The following is a 16,716-nucleotide window of genomic DNA, read 5'->3' on the forward strand; positions in this document are numbered from 1 at the left end:
GATCGCGTGCGCGGCGAGCGTGGTCAGCCACACCAGCCGGCACACCGCGGCCGGCCTGCGCGACACACTGCTGCCACGGCTGCGCGCCGCGGTGGCGGTGATGGAGGAGGACCTGCGCGCGGCGCCGCGCCCCGAGCCCGCCCCGGCCCCCTCGGGCCTCGCGGCCTGGACGGGCGCCTCGAAGCAGGAACTGGGCAGGGAGTTCGTGGAGTCGCTGGCCCGCGGCCTGACCGTCCTCACCGCGTTCGGCGCGGGCCGGGCGGAACTCACCCTGACGGAGGTGGCGAAGGCGACCGGCCTGGTCCGCGCCACCGCCCGCCGGGCCCTGATCACGTACGAACACCTCGGCCTGGTCGCCCAGCCCCGCCCCGGCACCTTCACCCTCACCCCCCGGGTCCTCGGCCTCGGCTACCCGCTCCTGTCCCGGACCTCGCTGCCCCACATCGCCGCCCCGCACCTGGCGAGCCTGGCCGAGCGCATCCACGAGTCGACGTCACTCGCCGTGCTGACGGCGGCCGGGGACGAGATCCAGTACACGGCACGGGTGGCGACCGCCCGGGTGATGAGCGTGAACATCACCGTGGGCACCCGGCTGCCCGCCTACGCCACCTCCACGGGCCGCGTCCTGGTGGCGGACCTCCCACCCGCCGACCGCGTCCTCGGCCCGCTGCGCCCGCTCACCCCTCGCACACTCACCGACCCGAAGGCCCTGACCCGCGCCCTGGACGAGGTACGGGACCAGGGCTACGCGCTGGTCGACGAGGAACTGGAGGAGGGCCTGCGCTCGCTGGCGGTACCTGTCCGCGACCGCACGGGCCGGGCGGTGGCCGCCCTCAACACGGCGATGCACACCTACCGGCACACCCTCCAGGAATGCGTCGACCACCTCGCCCCGGCCCTCCGCGAGACGGCCGGCGCCATCGAGGCGGACCTGCACGTGTCGGCACGGTTCACCCGGATTCCCCTGAGCTAGCCGGCGCCCGGTCACGCGGCGGGACAGACCGGCGAGCCCGCGCGTCCCGCCCGGCCTCCACGCAACCGGCTACCCCGGGCCGCACCCTCGCCCCATCCCGATCCGGTACTCTGTGGACCGAGCACCCTGATCCAACTCAGGGAGCCCCGCCTTCGTGGGATGTGTGGGAAACCTCGTCACCGCAGCTCAGGTGCGATGGTGCACGGGGCCTCAAAACGCTGCAGCCTCGAATCTCAAACGCCTTTTCAGCGTTTCCACTGCTCACGGCGCACGCACAGAGACCAAGGAAGCACCCGAAATCGGTGCAGCGCCCGCAGGTGGAGGGCAGTAGGCAGACCTCGGCTCACAGCGCAACTCTGACATGGCCTGAGTGAACCGGTCACCCAGTGGGCGGCACCCAGATTGCTACTTGAACAGCAGCACGGCAGCCTGGCGTTATGACCATCTCCCATGCTTCCCACGCCCCACCTGCCTCCGACCGACGGGTCCTCCTACTCCTCCTCGACGATCAAGATCGCCTGATGCTGTGCGGCGGATGCTGCGGCGACTGGACGGTCCCGCAAGCACTGCTCGCCGATGACACTGACTTCGAGGACGGGGCCACTCAGTATCTCGCCGAGCGATTCCACATCGAGAACCCTCGCTTGGGATCCGTCTATGGCGTTCACGAAACACGGGAATCCGAGTACTGGGAACACGACCGGCACACCGTTTCTCGCGTTTTTATCGTGAGGATCAGCCCCGAAGAGTCGGAATCGATTCAGGCGATGTCCCCGTCCCACACCAGATGGGGAATTAGCGAGCTCAAATCCCGGCATCAAGAGATGACGCCTGAAGGGGTGACTCTTCTTGTCTCCGGATATGTGGAAGGTTGGCTTCCCGACGGACCCGTCTCTCTGTACTGACCTGAAGGTCCTGATGCCCCCGCATGCCGTTGAGATCACCTTGACTCGGACCGTAAGCGGAGTCGAACTAAAAGCCGCACGACAGATCAGCGGTATGCCGATGGCGTCGTCGCCCGACAGCAAGAGCATCGCGGTTTTCGTGTCGGCACAAGATGGGAAGCTTGCCGTCAGGAAAAGTACTGAGAAGACTTCAGGACGTCCTTCCCATTTACGTCCCGTGCACTGTCTTCCCAGGGCCAGACGGGATGCTAAAGATGAGCATTCCACTTGCGCCTGGAAGGGCATGCCCGCCATCGGGGACGATGCGCTTCAGGACGCGGGTGGCGCAGGCGACGGGCGTGATGGCGACCCAGTGAACTTCCCGTTCTTCGCCTTTATCGGTCAGCTGGGAAGGTTCATCCGTGCTCGGCCGGGGAGCGAAGTTTGTACGCCGTAACCGCCGGCATGAGCCGCAGAAAACTGGCTCTTCGCAGTTGAGGGTGTAGCCGCGCGGCGTGCGGCGATCGCCGAGCCGGGTCGAGCCCGTCGAGGCATACCCAGCGGAAGAGACTCACTTGTCCAGTCCACCCGAGTACCCACACGGCTGACGGCCGACGCTCCTCACTCCTCTTCGCCGCATTCTTCGCGGGCAAGGGCAGCGCGGCTCGCCCAGATCCCCGCAGCCCCCACGATCGCCGCACCCGCCCCTATGGCCGCTTTGCGCCCCGCCTCAGCGGCTGCGTTCTTCAATTGCTTCGCGTCTCGGGCCGCGTCCCACCATCGTGTCGCCTCCAATGAATGTCGACCAGATTTGATTCCGAGCGGCCTGTGAAATTCATCGATGACGATGCCAACATGGTTGATCGAGCCCACCACAACCCGGTGCGCGGGCAAGTGCAGCAGCACATTCGAGTTGGCCGCGCTGGCAGCCGAATCCATGCGTGCCATCAGGAGCTCAATCTTCTGTGAGATGAGTTCCCGCCGCTTTTGCCGGTCATCCTTCAGCACGAGCCGACGCCCGTCCAACTTGTCCGGATAATCGCCCAGCACCCGCTGCAGTCGCAGCACGTCGAGCGCGTCTTGCAGTTCGAAGCAACGAGCCACAACGGCGAGCAACTCCTGGACCTCGGACTTTGCCTCCTTGGCCATCTTGGCGAGATCACCGATCTTGGTCGTGCTCTCCACCCTCTCCGCGAGTGCGTCGAGTCGCCCCAGCGCCCACCCCAGGGCGTCCGTGATCGTATGGGTCCTGGCCTGCACGGTCGACCACGTATCGTCGTCGACCTGACCCTCCCGGTCCAGAACGGTCATGGCGGACTCGATGTCGAGGCCCGCTCCGAACACCTTCCCCAACTCGGCGTTCTTTTGGGCGCGGAGCACGTCGTCGACCTTCTTGTCGATCGTCGCGAGGTAGCTCTTGATCTCGTTCATCTCATGCTGCCTCGCGAGTTGCGCCATGATCCCCGCGGCACCAGCAAGAATCGCCGGGTTGGTCAGGAGCGAGCCTGGCCCCTCCGCAATCTGGAGCCATGACTTGATTGAGCCCGGTTTCCCCACCATCGCATAGCTGATGCCTGGCGTCTTGCTTTCCATTAGCCCGTACTTCTTGTGAAGATGCGCGGACTCCTCGGTCAGCTTCAACCAGCGACCAGAGTTGGCGGCAACTTCAGAACCCGCCTGTGCGACGCCAGCCCCGGCACGGAGGAGAGGTCCGAGCCTTCGCAATACGAGGTCCTTGGACAACGACAACAGTCCCTCTGAAGCGAGGAAGCGCTCGACATCCGTCGGGTCCCCGATGACCGCAAGTCCATCGCCGTCACTGATCAACTGAATCTGGATATCCATCGCCCGCTCCTGCAGTGACTCTCTTGTGACTCTTCGCAGTTGAGGGTAGTTGGGGTGAGCGGCGCAAGAGCCTCCATCACCGCAAGACGTAGACCCCTACCCGGCCACCGACGCGCACCGCACGCCCCCCGCGGCTACATCCTCAACTGCGAAGAGCCAGAAAACTCAGGTGCTGACCGCGTTGCCTGCTCACTACCGTGATGGGTCCTCGGCCAGGCGCTGGGCGAACAACGGAAGGCAGGCGGCGATGAAGCGCCTCGAACTGGTGATCGTGCAATTTGAGGAGGTCAAACGCCTCATCGAGGTCGGACGGGTCCCTCAGCTGCGGCTGGCCCACATCCTGCTCGACAGCGCTGTCGAACTGATCATGCACCGCATGGCCGAGGCCGAGCTCGAGTCCCAGCGCTTCGACTTCGATCAGCTTCAGAACCTCCGCCGGCTCGACAGGAGGCGCAAGAGCGACGATCCCTTGCATCGCCGGTTCACCGCCACAGCACCGAGCGATGACCGGCTTCGCGCGGAGATCCAGCGGCTCGAAGGGATCGTGACCTCGACGAGGCACCGGGAAAAGATAAACAAAGAGTTCGGGAAGAAGATCGACTTTCTTGTCGAGCGGAAGAAGCTCCCGGAAGACCTCGCGCCGGTGCTGAAGAAGTTGCACGACTACAGGAACGAGACCTACCACCGTGACCAGCATCGAGTCCAAGTTGTCCGTCCCGCCGTCATGATCTACTTCGACGCTGCATGCACGGTCCTCGACCACTACCAGCCGGACATGGTGATCGGCGACGGCCCTCTGGGCCCTGAGCTGGCACGCTTCCAGGATGGTCTCCCCGGCCGCCAGAACCCCGTCGAGCTGCCCCGTCGGGCAGCGAAGCAGCTGAGGGAGGAAGTGGGCCTGGACCTGACGTCAGTGAGGACCGCACTGGTCGAACATCTCCTTGCACGCCTTGACGACCTGATGTCAGGACTCGCCTACATCGAGGAGAACATCACCGGCGGCGCGATTCCGGGCGACGGCATTCGGACCATGCAGATCAAAGACGGAGACATCGAAGCAATCTTCGACGCGCAGGTGCTCCGGAGCCGGAAGTATCCGCTCAGCATGAAGGACGTCGAATCCTGGATCGAGCGGGCCACGGCGATGGAAGGCATGGACGACAAGCACGCGCTTTTCGGCGAGCTCGCGGCTCTTGAGGACGCGTTCGAGGATCTTGAAGAGAGGGTCCGCGAGGCGGTCTGGCGCATCGACGAGGCAGCGAACATGCGCTGAGGAACAGCTGGTCACGCCCACTCAAGACCAGCCTGGATCAACAGCTCGAAGCCTACAAGAGACCCTCCAGCGCCGACTGGGCGGCCCACCTTCGGTGCGAGCGAAACGAACTCGGCGTGGCCAGGCACCGTTGCCACCCTGTGGACTGGCAAGGCCGAGCGACGAGAGAGGCCAAGGATCTGGCGGAGGGGCCTCTTGCTGATCGTCGCCTTCCACGGTCGGATCGATTCTGGGTCCGGTGGCACGTCCGACATGTGCCTGCGGCGTCTGCGGTGGGTGTAGCTGGTGCCGGGCCCCGATCCGTCTGTGGGCCGATGGCTTCCGTTATTGGTGTCCGGGCCCTCCAGCCGTTCGCGCGCGACAAGCCGATTTCTTCGGCCCCAGGTACGGCGTGATCACGCACCCCGCCGTCCCGGGTCGGGGTACATTCGTCAGTCCGAAGGTGACGTCATTACGGTCGTACGCGAGAACCGCCGTCGGCCCCGGTAACTGATGCCCGCCTATAGCCGACCAGGACGACGTCGATTCGAAGCGGCCAGGCAAAGCACCGAAATGGTCATCGCCAGCCTGCCGGGCCGTACCCCCTCTAAGATCCCTTCGAGCCGACCGTCCCCCAGAGCGTCGCGCGGCCCCGTAGCCGGCATCACGCTTGCAGGCGACCATGCTCCCAGCCGAGCGTCGCGGACACCGCCCATTCTTTTCAGGCGCTCCGCCAGGCTCGCAGTAACGGATCCACCGATGAGTTCGGGAGTCTGTGGACACCGAGGTTGGAATCCCGCAGATCACCAGTATCGAAGGCGCAGCACCAGTCAGCCACTTACTGTTGGCCGGTGACCCATAACTGGCGGGCTCTCCGTGTCAACGGGCGTGCTCGCGGCGCCCTACGAACGGACTCGGACCACATCTACACCGAACTCGCGCTGGCCGGCGTCGCCTCGCCGGTGTGGCGAATCTGGGCTGGCTCCACGTTACGTCCCGCTAAGGGTGACGAAGCGCACCGGCTCGGCGAGTACCCTGCTGGCCCCCTCCTCGTCCGCACCGCGCGCAGCAAGGGTGGCTTCGGCAAGTCGCGGTGGGAGGGCTTCGCCGAACTTGAGGCCGCGGACCGCATGTCCGTCGACTTCCGGCAGGCACAGCCCTGTACGGGCGTCCGCTGAGGCGGTCTTCCAACTTTCCGCGGTGACTTCGTCGCGGAGCCGAATCCACTGGTCGTTGACGTGTCGGTGCGGTGTCACCACGGAAGACAACGAAGCGGCCAGCATTGCGTTTGCCCGATGGCCTGCCCACGTCCACCAGCGGATGTCTCCGTCGGCGGTCCGGGTGACCACTGTCCCACCCGGGTGAACGGTGTGGAGGTGCGCGTCGCGCGCCTCAGCGAGTTTGACCGTGGCTCGCTTGGTCAGGCTGACCGGTGAGTCGTCACCGAGAAGGACGTCACGGGCGGCGCGGGCGAGAGCGAAGGAACGGATGCGCTCCGCGCCGAAGCCGCTCCATCGAGCACGCCCTCCTTCGTCGGCCGGCTCCACGAAGCAGCGCTTGCGGCTCCAGTCGATGTACGTCACCAACCAGCTGCGTCCCGCGAGCAGCAGCTTGCGTGGGCCTTCGATGTGCTTGGTGAGAAGGTCGGGGTCGGTTCGGCCGATTTCGGTACGGCCGTTGAAGACTGTGAACTCCGGTGGTGCCGTGAAAACCGCCGTCAGGTTCATGAAGTGGCGGTACCCGTAACGGCGTTCCGCCTCAGGCCCGATGAAAAGCAGCCCCCCGTCGTGATCCAGGTATCCCTGTTCCACCAGGTGGCTCACCACGGGTGCCGCACCGGGACCGAAGGGTCCGACGCCACCCCACCACTCCTGCCACAGGTTTTCGCCGACCCTGTGTTCCTGAAGGCACAGCGCCAGCAGTTGCTGAGCCACCAGGTGGCGGGGCTCAGGCGGTGCGACCACGGGTTCCACCCAGCCCCGGGACCACTGGAGCAGCAACGCGGCTGCCGAGAGCAGTCCTTCGCTACTCAGCGCCAGGAAGAGACAGTTGCGGAAGGTACCGGGACGTCGGCCCGTACGCCCGAGGCGTTGCAGGAAGGAGGCCACTGTGGAGGGCGCGTCGAGCTGGATGACCCGGTCGAGGTCTCCCACGTCGATGCCGAGTTCCAGAGTGCTGGTGGAGACGATCACGCAGTCCCGACCTTCGGCAAAGGCCGCTTCGGCGCGGCGACGCTCGTCGACCGAGAGAGAGGCGTGCGAGAGGAAGGTAGTGACGCCCATCAGGCGCAGCTTCTCGCCCAGTTCCTCGACTGTACGACGACTTTCGCAGAAGACCAGGCGTTTCTCGCCCCGGTGCAGGGCCGCAATGACCGTCGCGGCGTTCGCAACGGAACCGACGTAGTCGAGTTCGATGTCCCCGGGCTGTGGCGTCGCGGGTGCTGCCGCCTCGGCGGCCGGGCCGGGTCCGGTCCGTGCGGCGAGGCCGGGGGCCACCACCCTGGCCGGCCGCCGTCCCTGACCTCCGCCCTGGAGCCAGGCCAACAGCTCTTCGGGGTTGCCGATGGTGGCTGACAGGCCGACTCGCTGGAGCGGCCGTCCTGCGACCCGACTCAGGCGCTCCAGCACGGCCAGCAGATGCCAGCCTCGGTCATCACCCGCGAAGGCGTGCACCTCGTCAACCACGACCGCGTGCAGCCCCGAGAAGAAGGCACGGTGGTCGACGTGTGTGCTCACCAGCATGGATTCCAGAGACTCTGGAGTGGTGAGGAGTATGTCGGGGCGCTGAACGAGGATGCGCCGCCGACGGCTCGTGGTGACGTCGCCATGCCACAGCTCGGCGGTGCGGCCCAGCCATTCCGTGTAGGTGCGCAGCCTGGGCTGCAGGTTGTTGAGCAGGGCCTTGAGCGGACACACATACAGCACGCTGGTGCCCTTCCAGCCGTGCTGGCCCATGCGGGTGAGTAGAGGGAAGGCCGCCGCCTCCGTCTTTCCGCCAGCCGTGGGCGCGAGCAGCAGGGCGTCCTCGCCGCCCAGGAGCGGTTCGATCGCCACCTCCTGCAGCGGGCGCAGGGAGCGCCAGCCGAGGGAGTTCACGATGTGATGGCCGAGGACGGGATCGAGGAGGTCGAAGGCGTCGGCCGGTTCCTTCATCACCGGCTCGAATCCGGTCATGACGGGTCCAGATCCAGTTCGACGTCTCCCGCTCCGATGGCCGCGCTCCGCTCGGTCTCGTTGAGCTCGGCGCTGTTCACCGTAAGGGCATAGTGGTTAGGGGGGTCGAAGTCTGCGAACTCGTCGACCCTGTCCAGGACATCGGCGACGAGCTTGCGCAAGTACAGGCGAGGCGCGATGCCGATCTTGCCGCCGAGGGATCCAGTGACCGCGCGAGCCAACTCGTCGAGGTAGGCGTCATCGATTCGATGGGTGAGACGCTCGGGGTGGCGAGCAACCCCCGCGTACAAGTCCCGCACCTTGCGACCGAGCTCGCCGAGTGACGCGAGGTCGAATCCGGGCAGCCGCAGTTGCACGGCCCGCGGAGAGTCGAACCGCGGGTCGGTGGTGAAGTCGGTGGCCAGGCGCTGGGCGAGCGGGGCCAGGCGCTGGACGCCCTGCTGCCCGTCATAGAAGGCCGGGGTACCGGTGATGACGAGGAAGAGTCCGGGGAAGCGGCCGGCGTCGATCTCGTCGAGGAGCTGGCGTAGCGCGTTGAGCGACTTCTCCCGTACGTCGCTGCGGACCCGCTGGAGGGTTTCCACCTCGTCGAGGACGAGGAGCAGTCCGGGGTGTCCGCAGTCCCGCAGGACGGTGAGCAGGCCCTGTAGGAAGCCGAGCGCACCGAAGTGATCGAGGTCGCCGCGCACGCCCGCGGCGCGTTTCGCGGTCCCGGCCACGGACCGCTGACCGCCGAGCCAGGAGATCATCGCCTCGGCGTGTGCACCGTCCCCGGCCGCGACGGCCCGCCGGTAGCCGCGCAGAGCCGCGGAGAAGGCGGGGGTCGTGCGGGCGACGTCGGCGAGGCGGCGCTCCAGGAGTTCGTCGACGGCCTTCGCGAGTGCGTTCTCGTCGTCGTCGGCGATGTCGCCGCCGTCGAGGGCCTCCTCCTCCAGGGCGTAGAACCAGGAGTCGACCACGGCCCGGAGCGCGGAGGGCAGGTGGGTGGCGGTGGTGAGGCGTTCGACGAGTCTGCGGTAGATGGTCTCCAGGCGGTGCAGCGGGGTTTCGGTCTCGGAGATCTGCACCTCGCTCACGGCGAGTCCCTGCCGCTTGGCCCGTTCGGCGAGCCAGCGCGCGAAGAACGTCTTACCGGAACCGTACTCGCCGCGCAGCGCGTGGAAGGCCGCGCCGCCGCGGGCCACGGTGGCGAGGTCGTCGTCGAGAGCTGCTTCGAAGCGTGTCAGTCCGACGGCGAACAGGCCGAGTCCGGCCTGGGGTACGGTGCCGCGTCTGAGGGCGTCGATGACGTCCCGTCGGCGGGCGAGGCTGATGTCCGGTCCGGGTGTGGTCATGCGGTGTCTCCGGGGAACTGCTGGATGAGCAGCGCCTTGTCGAGCTGGACGGTGCGCCCCGACTCGACGAGCTGGAGCACGGGATAGCCGTCGATGTTGAGCAGGCGTTCCAGCACGGTGGCGAACCGCTCGGGGTTGCGCTGCGACTTGCCGGTGGCCGTCTGGGCCGCTGCGGCCACCGCGCCGGGCGACAGTTTCCCACCCGCGGCGAGCAGGGCGTCGAGGACGGCGGCGACCGCCTTGTCGGCCGGGGCGAGCCGGACAAACTCGCGCTGCGCCTTGTACGGGGCCGACTGTACGGTCCGTTCACCGAGTCCGGCCCTCTCCGGCGCCGTGGCACGGTCCGCGGTCCGCGGTTCCGGCAGCGGCCGGGGTGTCCGCTCGGCGGCGGGAGCGGCCTCGGCTCCGGAGACGGCGGGCGTGCTCTCGTCGTCCCCGTGCCACCAGCCGGGCGCGATGCGTTCGGTGGGAAGCAGGGTCCATCCGGCGGGGATCCGGTCGGCGGACGGTACGAGGGTGATGACGGGCACGGTGACCTCGGCGAGGGAGGCCCCGCCGTGGTAGCCGGCCCGCCGCGCGATGTAGCGCAGGTCCTCGCGCCACGGCAGGACTGCCCGCCCGCCGTCGGTCCGCACCCTCGGTCCGGCCACCGCGATCTCGCCGTCGCCGGGAGTTCCGGTGCGCCACCGGGCGCCCTGGACGCCGTCGGCGGCGGGCGTCTGCTGCCCGCGCGGCGTGCGGTCGAGGACGTGGCCGTGATCGGAGACGAGGACGACGGGCCGGCCGTAGTCGCGAGCGGCGTTCAGCAGGTCGGGCAGCTTGGCGATGTCGCCGAGCGCCCACCGGCCGCGGGCGCCTTCCCGGCCGTCGGCCAGCGCGTCGTCGATGGTGTTGAGTACGACCGCGACGATGTCCTCGCCGGCCAGGACCTGGAGGAGCTCCGGGGCCAGCCGGTGGCCGGGCGGTCCTTCGTAGCCGCCCTTGTGGAAGAGGTGGGCGCCCCGGTGGCGCTTCTTCCAGAACGTGGTGAAGCCCGTGCGTTCCTTGTCCTGCCCGCCGTCGGCGGGCTGTCCGCACAACAAGGAGACGCGGCTGGTGCGCGTGACGGACGGCAGCATCGACACCGCCGCCTGCCGGGCGGCCTCGGTGCCCGGCCGTGGTTTGGGGACGACCTCGGTCCACACCCGTCGGTCGAGTTCACCGGCGAGCTGGACGGCGACGTCGGCGCTCATACCGTCCAGGACCAGGATGAGCGGCCTGCCGCCGTCGCGGGCGAGGGGTGCGGCGGCCTCGGCGAGGACGTCCTCGATCAGCAGGGCGCCACCGGGTGCCTGCTGGGAGGCGGTCTCCGTCCACAGGGCGAGCCGTCGGGCGAACGCCTCGTCGAGTCGCGTGCGGCGGGTGCGCACGGCCTCTATAAGTCGCTGGTAGGCGTCCGCGACGGCGGGGTCCCGGGATGTCTCTCCTTCGGCGAGGACGCCCACGGCGAGGTCGGCCCAACCGGAGGAGGCCAGGTGGGAGCGGACCCCCTGGGCCACCGACTCGACCGGTGGCAGGGGGGACTGCGTCCAGCGCACCAGCCGGACGGCGGTGCGGGCCGTCTCGGTGCGCTCGGCGTAGAGGCCGCTGAGGTGGTGTTCCGTCAGGTCGTGCAGGGCGGCTTCGGCGGGCGCGGCCGGTCCGTCGAGGAAACCGGCCAGCCGGCGCAGCCGGGCCTGGTAGCCGGAGGGCAGCAGCCGGTCGGCGCCGAGCAGCGGGCTCAGCCGGGCCTCGGCGGCGAGCCGGTCGGCGCGGTGGAGGACGTCGAGGACGCGGTCGCGGGCCTCGGTGCGCTGGGTCCCGCTGCCCTCGGCCTGGGCGATCCAGCGGCTGAGGACGCCGGTCGCGGCGTTGGCGAAGGGCCGCAGCGCGTCGAAGGAGGGTAGGGCGGGGCCGAAGAGGGAGCCGAGGGCGAATCCGGCGGCTTCCGTCGAGGAGGAGGACAGCGCCGCCGACGCGAGCGCCCCGAGCGGCAGGGCGTCCGTGCCGCGGCCGTCGGCGGCGAGGGCCAGCAGGGTGGGCGCGGCGAACCCGACGGTCTGGGCGAGCCACTCGCCGATCCCCTCGCGCTCGGCGGGGGGCAGGGCGGCGAAGCGTTCCGGTCCGGCCGGGGTACGGGTCCAGGTGAACAGGGTGTCGGGATCGAGGTCGAGGGTGTCGGCGGTGGTGTCGCCGAGCCCGAGCCGTGCGGCGATGAGGGCCCGTACCGCGCGGTCGCGGGTGAGGACGGTGCCGGCGCGGGGCCAGCCGTCGACCGGTTCGGCCTCCAGGAGGGCGTCGAGGAGCCAGCGTTCCCCGGCCATGCGGCTGTCGAGGTCGGTGGCGCCGAAGAGCTGCTTGACGATGTCGGCGCGGTCGACGGCGAGGGGATGGCGGCGCACGGCATGGGCGCGCAGGTCCCAGCCGAGCTGGTCGGCGGGGACGTGTCCGGTGACGACCAGCACGCCGGTGCCGTCCGGGTCGGCTTCGGCGCGGTGGCGCCGCCAGGCGTCCACGATGCCGAGCACGGAGTCCTGGTCGCTGATGCGGACCCGGCGGGTCCGGCCGTCGACGCGCAGGCTGAACTCCGCCTCCTGGCCACGGCCTTCGTAGGCGGCGTCGACCAGGACGAGCCGCTGCCCTGCGGCGTTCGGGAGTTCGGCCTGCAGCAGCACCTCGATGGCGCGCCGCCCGACGACGGGACGCGAAGGCGTCAACGCATACCTCCGGTGTCCGCGCCACCGGTCTCCCGGCCGGTGCCGTCGGCCGTCCGCCAGATGATCTCCACCTCGGTGTCCGGGTGCCCGGCGCGGAACTGCTCGATCTCGCTGCGTACGGCGGCCAGTTCGGTCAGCAGGCTCTCCAGACCGGTGGTCCCGGCACCGATGACCCGGCGGCCACCCCGGCCGGAGGCGGTCCCCGCTCCGGCCGCACCGCCGGGGACGGCCGTACCGGCCTCGGCTCCCGCGGGCGCTACGGCGGGCTCCCCGTCGGCGGGGCGCGGCAGGACCGGCTGCGAGGGCACGGGCGGGGTCCCGTGCTCAGTCAGCGGCACCTGCTCCGGGCCGAGCGCGGGCGGAGCGGGGGTGACCGGCGGCAGCGGCGCGGTCCGCTCCACCCTGAGGGCCGCGTCGACGATCGCCATCGCCGTGTCCCGGACGCCGCCGAGCACCGGCACCAGGGGCCGCTCGTACTCCGGGGCGCGGGCGGCCTCGGTGATCTGGTCGAGGAGCCGTCCGGCCCGGTCGCCGACGCTGTCGTCCCGGTCGGCGAGGTCGCGGACGCTGGTCAGCAGCCGCCAGTCGGTGGCGTCCAGGGCGGCCAGGACGCCGGCGGCGCTCTCCATGGCGTGCGCCAGTTCGCGGGCGGGTGTCGCGTAGGAGACAGCGGCGAGTTCCTCGACCAGGGCGGTCGCGTCGGTGGTGTGCCGGCCAAGCCGGGCGAGCAGTCCGGCGGCTTCGCGCAGCACGACCGCGCGCGGGGCGGGTGCGGCTCCATCGAGTCCGAGCAGGGCCGCGTGCCGCTCCAGGGTGGCGCGTACGGCCACCACGTCCTCCTCGAACTTCCCGGCCTTGGCGCGGACGTCCTCGGCGAGCTGGTTGACGTGGCGGGCGTACGGGTTGGGCTTGGAGGGGACGCCGAACAGGCGGGCGGCCTGGTCCCGGGCGGTCTCGTACGCCTCCTTGGAGGGCAGCGGCTGGGCGCGCAGGGCCCAGCCGGGTCCGATGGACATCAGGTCGGGCGCGGCGGTCTCCGGGCCGGAGTGGTACACCCAGGCCCGGTCGTCGAGCAGCGCGTACACGGCGATGAGCAGGTTCTCCACGCCCCGTTCGAGGCCGGTGTGGCCGAGGTCCTCGGCGATCCAGCGGCGGATGTCCTCGGCCTTCAGCAGCTCGCGTTCCCCGTGCCTGGCGGCGGCCTGGTTGATGCGGGTGCGCCACTCCGCGCGCAGCACGAGCGGGCCGTCGTGGACGGTGCCGAGTTCCAGCGGTTCCACGATGCGCTTGACGGTGGAAAGTTCGCTGTGGTTGTGGATCTCGACGCGGCCCTCCTCGTCCATGGCCCGCGTGATCCATTCCAGGGTGGTGCGCAGCTCTCCCGCGGTGACGGCCTTGCGCTGCCCGCTGCGGGGGTCGGGGCCGAAGTCGGGGTGCTTGTCGTGGAGCGCGCCGAACAGGCCGTCGGCGAGGTGGAGCACGTTGTCGGCGAACGTCTTGCCGCCCTCGGGCTCCGGCCGCGGGAACTTCGGCCACAGCGACAGCACGTGACGGCCGTCGACGACCTCGGCGCCCTTGGTGCCCTCCCTGGGCGCGGAGATGCCGTAGACCTCGCCGAGCGACTGCACCAGGGTGCCGGTGAGGTTGTCGCGGCCCATTTCCAGCTGGCGCCGGACCTTGGCGCGGTCGTCCGGGGCAAGGGTGCGGGTGTGCTCGTCGAGCCGGTTGCGCTCCAGCAGGAAGGAGATTCGCATCAGCCGGCCGAGCTGGGCCTTGCGCTGCTCGGAGAAGAAATCCGGCAGCCACACCAGGGTGGGCTCCTCGACGCCTTTGTCCTTCAGTTCTTTGACCCGCTGGTAGTCGTAGGAGGGGCGGCGGCTGTCGTTCTCGTCCCACGGGTAGTCGACGACGATGCGGACGTGGCCCCGGGTGCCGGGGGCGAACTGCTCGTCAGACAGCTTGCCGGGGTCGCATACGTTGCCGAAGACGAACTCGACCGTGCGTTTGGTGCCGCGCCAGACGATGTCCTTCTGGTCGAAGATCTCGCCCTGCCTGACGCCGAGGAGCTCCCACAGCCGGTCGCGCACCCACACCCGGCGCACACCGTCCCGGTCCTCGCCGGCCACGGCGTCGAGGATCGGTTCGACGTCCAGGTCGGACAGGTGCAGCGAGAAGACGGGGTCGTTCTCCCCTTCACTGCGCACCTCTGTGATGAACTTGCCCTGCAGCGACGCCATTCGCTCGGCGACCTTGTCGCCCACGGGCACGGTCCGCGAGTGCACGGAACCGTGGTTGAGGGCGGCGAGCCGGGCACCGGTGAGCCGGCGCAGCGCGGGCACCTCGGGCGCGAGGGCGGCGAGCAGCAGCGTCTTGACGAAGCGGTCGTCGGCAATGAATTCGGGATGGTCGGCGCGACCGTACTTGCCGAGCAGGAACTCGCGGGCCTTGCCGTGGAACTTCCTCGCCACGTCGGCCTCGTGCGCGAGCCGGTCGGTGAAGGCGGCCCCAGTCTCGTCGTCGAGGACGTCCCACAGGTCGCCGAGCGGGATGAGCTGGCCGAGGGGGGCGTCGGCGTTCTTCTCCAGCAGCTGCTGGACGAGCTGCAGACCGCTGCGCTCACGCTGGAGCGCGCCGGACAGCGCGACGAGCACGTTCAACAGCGCGGGCGACAGCGGGTAGACGGCCCGGAAGTCCTCCCAGTTGGCGCGAGTGGTGCCCTCCTCGTCCAGCAGGACGTCCTTGACCTGCTGGTTGGACTTGTCGATGCCGCGGAAGGCGGCCTGCAGGACCTCTTCCTGGCCCGGCCGGGGCTTGAGCACCCGCTCCTTGATGATCTCCGGGAGGTTGCGGTCCTCCAGGTTGATCACGGTGAAGCGCTTCCTGAGGTACTCGAGCGCGTTCTCCATGTTCTGCACGTCGGAGCCGAGGATGTCCTTGCCGACGAGCTGGGACAGGTCCCGCTGGCGGGAGATGAAGGAGACGATCGGCACGGGCCGGTCCGGGTTGTCCGACTCGATCAGCTTCACGAGCTTCTGGATCTGCTCGTTGACCCAGGTCCGCTCCCGCATCCGGGCCTGGAGCCACAGGATCAGCTCGTCCAGGAACAGCACCACGCCGTCGTAGCCGAGCGAACGGGCGTGCTTGCTGACCGCGCTGAGGCCGTCGTCGAGCGAGACGAACATGTCGGCGCCGCCGGCCGCGCTGGCCGCATACGACTTCATGGGCCCGTTGATCAAGGCCGCCACCAGGCGCTCGCGGCCCGGGTCACCTGCGGGTGCGGCGAAGGCGGCGTCCAGCTCGGCGGCGGTCCACGGCGTGGGGGCGACGGCGCCGATGGGGGCGAGGCCGTCCACGGCGACGGGGGCGGCGGCACCCGCGCCGGGCAGCAGCCGCACGAACGCGTCGTCGCCGAGCGAGTCCCGCAGCGTGCGGGCGTCCTCCAGCAACGCGTCCGACCGGTACACCGTGGGCACGGACTCCCCGGGATGGAGCGACCGTACGGTCTTGACGTAGCCGCCCAGCAGGGCCGACTCCAGGTTGGCTGCGCCGATCAGGTGGTACGGCACCATTAGGAACTTCCGGCCCGGCAGCCAGTCGCCGTGCTCCGCGACCACCTCGCGCAGCCGGGGCTTGGTCCGGGCTGACGGGTCGCCGTTGAGCACGGCGTGCAGCACGGTCAGGAAGTGGCTCTTACCGGAACCGAACGATCCGTGCAGGTAGGCAGCGTACGAGGTGCTCTTCCGCACGGCGCCGCGCACCATCCGCAGCGCCTTGTCGAACTCCTTGGCCAGTTGCTCGGTGACGACGTAGTCCGCCACGGAACCAGCTGAGGAACCGCCGAATCCCTGGGAAAGCTCGACCTTGAAGTCGCCTGCCTGGGCGTCTTCCCTGATGTCGAGGACATCCTTCAGTACGACGTTTCCGCCCCTGGCCATCAACCGCCCCTGCTTCCCACAGTGTCTCCCCCGGCCGCCACCCGGCCGGGCTTCGTCCGGCGGGGCTCAGCGGTCTCCCGCGCCCCGCACACAACCCCTCCATCCTGCCAGCTCGGCGGGACGGGGATGGGTGGTGTGCGGGAGCGGGTGGTGGGAGTGCCGGTCAGGGGGACTGCTCCGGGGCGGGAGCGCTCTCGGAGCGGACGGGTCGGAGCGGTGCCTCGGGGTCGCCGCCGGGCGTGGTGACGTCGCGGTCGTCGCCTTCACCGTCGGGCCGAGGAGGCAGACGTCGCCCGCGGGACTCCGCGATACGTAGGGCGTCGGCGAGGCACTCGGTGAGGCGGATGGCGCCGTACCGCACCTCGACGTACGGGGAGGCCGATCCCGTCGGAGAATCACCTCGCCGATGAGTACGGGGTAGCACGGCTCACCGCCCGGCGAGCAGCGCAAGAACTCCGTGAGCGCGGACTCATCGTGACCGTACGGGGCAAAGGGTCCCTTCGTCGTGGAGCAGCCACTGACCGATGCTCCGGAGAAGACAGACGGGACCGCCGACTGACGGCCTCGTCCAACTGCCGTATCGCT

The 16,716-nt window shown here is 69.3% G+C and carries 8 protein-coding genes and 2 pseudogenes; 4 read left to right on the forward strand and 6 right to left on the reverse strand.

What is annotated here, in order from left to right; all coding sequences use genetic code 11:
- Together AB0O67_RS24765 and AB0O67_RS24770 are read left to right on the forward strand one after the other, a co-directional pair.
- Positions 1–973, forward strand: a 973-nt coding sequence (locus AB0O67_RS24765; RefSeq protein WP_365453864.1) for an IclR family transcriptional regulator C-terminal domain-containing protein, incomplete at its 5' end; no start/stop codon positions are given.
- 437 nt (positions 974–1,410) lie between these two features.
- Positions 1,411–1,878 (forward strand): hypothetical protein, encoded by a 468-nt coding sequence (locus tag AB0O67_RS24770; protein WP_365453867.1) that lies wholly within the window; start codon positions 1,411–1,413, stop codon positions 1,876–1,878.
- Between the two features lie 600 nt (positions 1,879–2,478).
- Here the strand turns inward: AB0O67_RS24770 and AB0O67_RS24775 are convergent.
- Positions 2,479–3,702, reverse strand: a complete 1,224-nt coding sequence (locus tag AB0O67_RS24775; protein WP_365453870.1) for a hypothetical protein — start codon at positions 3,700–3,702, stop codon at positions 2,479–2,481.
- A 169-nt stretch (positions 3,703–3,871) separates the two neighbouring features.
- Between AB0O67_RS24775 and AB0O67_RS24780 the strand changes: the two genes are divergently transcribed.
- Positions 3,872–4,975 carry a hypothetical protein gene (locus AB0O67_RS24780; protein ID WP_365453873.1) on the forward strand — a complete coding sequence of 368 codons (1,104 nt, stop codon included), beginning with the start codon at positions 3,872–3,874 and terminating at the stop codon, positions 4,973–4,975.
- A 968-nt stretch (positions 4,976–5,943) separates the two neighbouring features.
- Here the strand turns inward: AB0O67_RS24780 and AB0O67_RS24785 are convergent.
- From AB0O67_RS24785 to AB0O67_RS24805, 5 genes and pseudogenes are all read right to left on the reverse strand, one after another.
- Positions 5,944–8,127, reverse strand: a complete 2,184-nt coding sequence (locus AB0O67_RS24785; protein WP_365453876.1) for a DEAD/DEAH box helicase — start codon at positions 8,125–8,127, stop codon at positions 5,944–5,946.
- On the reverse strand, positions 8,124–9,461 hold the full coding sequence (gene brxD, locus AB0O67_RS24790) for a BREX system ATP-binding protein BrxD (protein ID WP_365453879.1): 1,338 nt from the start codon (positions 9,459–9,461) through the stop codon (positions 8,124–8,126). Before brxD ends, AB0O67_RS24785 begins: the two co-directional genes overlap by 4 nt.
- Positions 9,458–12,196 (reverse strand): BREX-2 system phosphatase PglZ, encoded by a 2,739-nt coding sequence (gene pglZ / locus AB0O67_RS24795; protein ID WP_365453882.1) that lies wholly within the window; start codon positions 12,194–12,196, stop codon positions 9,458–9,460. Before pglZ ends, brxD begins: the two co-directional genes overlap by 4 nt.
- A complete protein-coding gene (locus tag AB0O67_RS24800; RefSeq protein WP_365453885.1) occupies positions 12,193–16,131 on the reverse strand; it encodes a hypothetical protein in 3,939 nt (1,312 codons plus the stop codon). The genes pglZ and AB0O67_RS24800 overlap by 4 nt, the downstream gene beginning before the upstream one ends.
- Before the next feature lie 163 nt (positions 16,132–16,294).
- Positions 16,295–16,507: pseudogene (locus AB0O67_RS24805) on the reverse strand (hypothetical protein); the annotation flags it as partial.
- On the opposite strand from AB0O67_RS24805, the pseudogene AB0O67_RS24810 reads away from it, so the two are divergent.
- Positions 16,507–16,690 (forward strand): annotated as a pseudogene (locus tag AB0O67_RS24810) (GntR family transcriptional regulator); the annotation flags it as partial. The pseudogenes AB0O67_RS24805 and AB0O67_RS24810 sit on opposite strands and share 1 nt — an antisense overlap.
- Positions 16,691–16,716: the final 26 nt, after the last annotated feature.

It is taken from the genome of Streptomyces sp. NPDC086077 (assembly GCF_040686175.1).
Taxonomy (GTDB): Bacteria; Actinomycetota; Actinomycetes; order Streptomycetales; family Streptomycetaceae; genus Streptomyces.

What these genes read in the sequence shown, in the direction of transcription:
- brxD (WP_365453879.1), bottom strand. Translation starts at nt 9,461, where the DNA reads ATGACCACACCCGGACCGGACATCAGCCTCGCCCGCCGACGGGACGTC.
- AB0O67_RS24785 (WP_365453876.1), bottom strand. Translation starts at nt 8,127, where the DNA reads ATGACCGGATTCGAGCCGGTGATGAAGGAACCGGCCGACGCCTTCGAC.
- AB0O67_RS24775 (WP_365453870.1), bottom strand. Translation starts at nt 3,702, where the DNA reads ATGGATATCCAGATTCAGTTGATCAGTGACGGCGATGGACTTGCGGTC.
- AB0O67_RS24770 (WP_365453867.1), top strand. Translation starts at nt 1,411, where the DNA reads ATGACCATCTCCCATGCTTCCCACGCCCCACCTGCCTCCGACCGACGG.
- AB0O67_RS24800 (WP_365453885.1), bottom strand. Translation starts at nt 16,131, where the DNA reads ATGGCCAGGGGCGGAAACGTCGTACTGAAGGATGTCCTCGACATCAGG.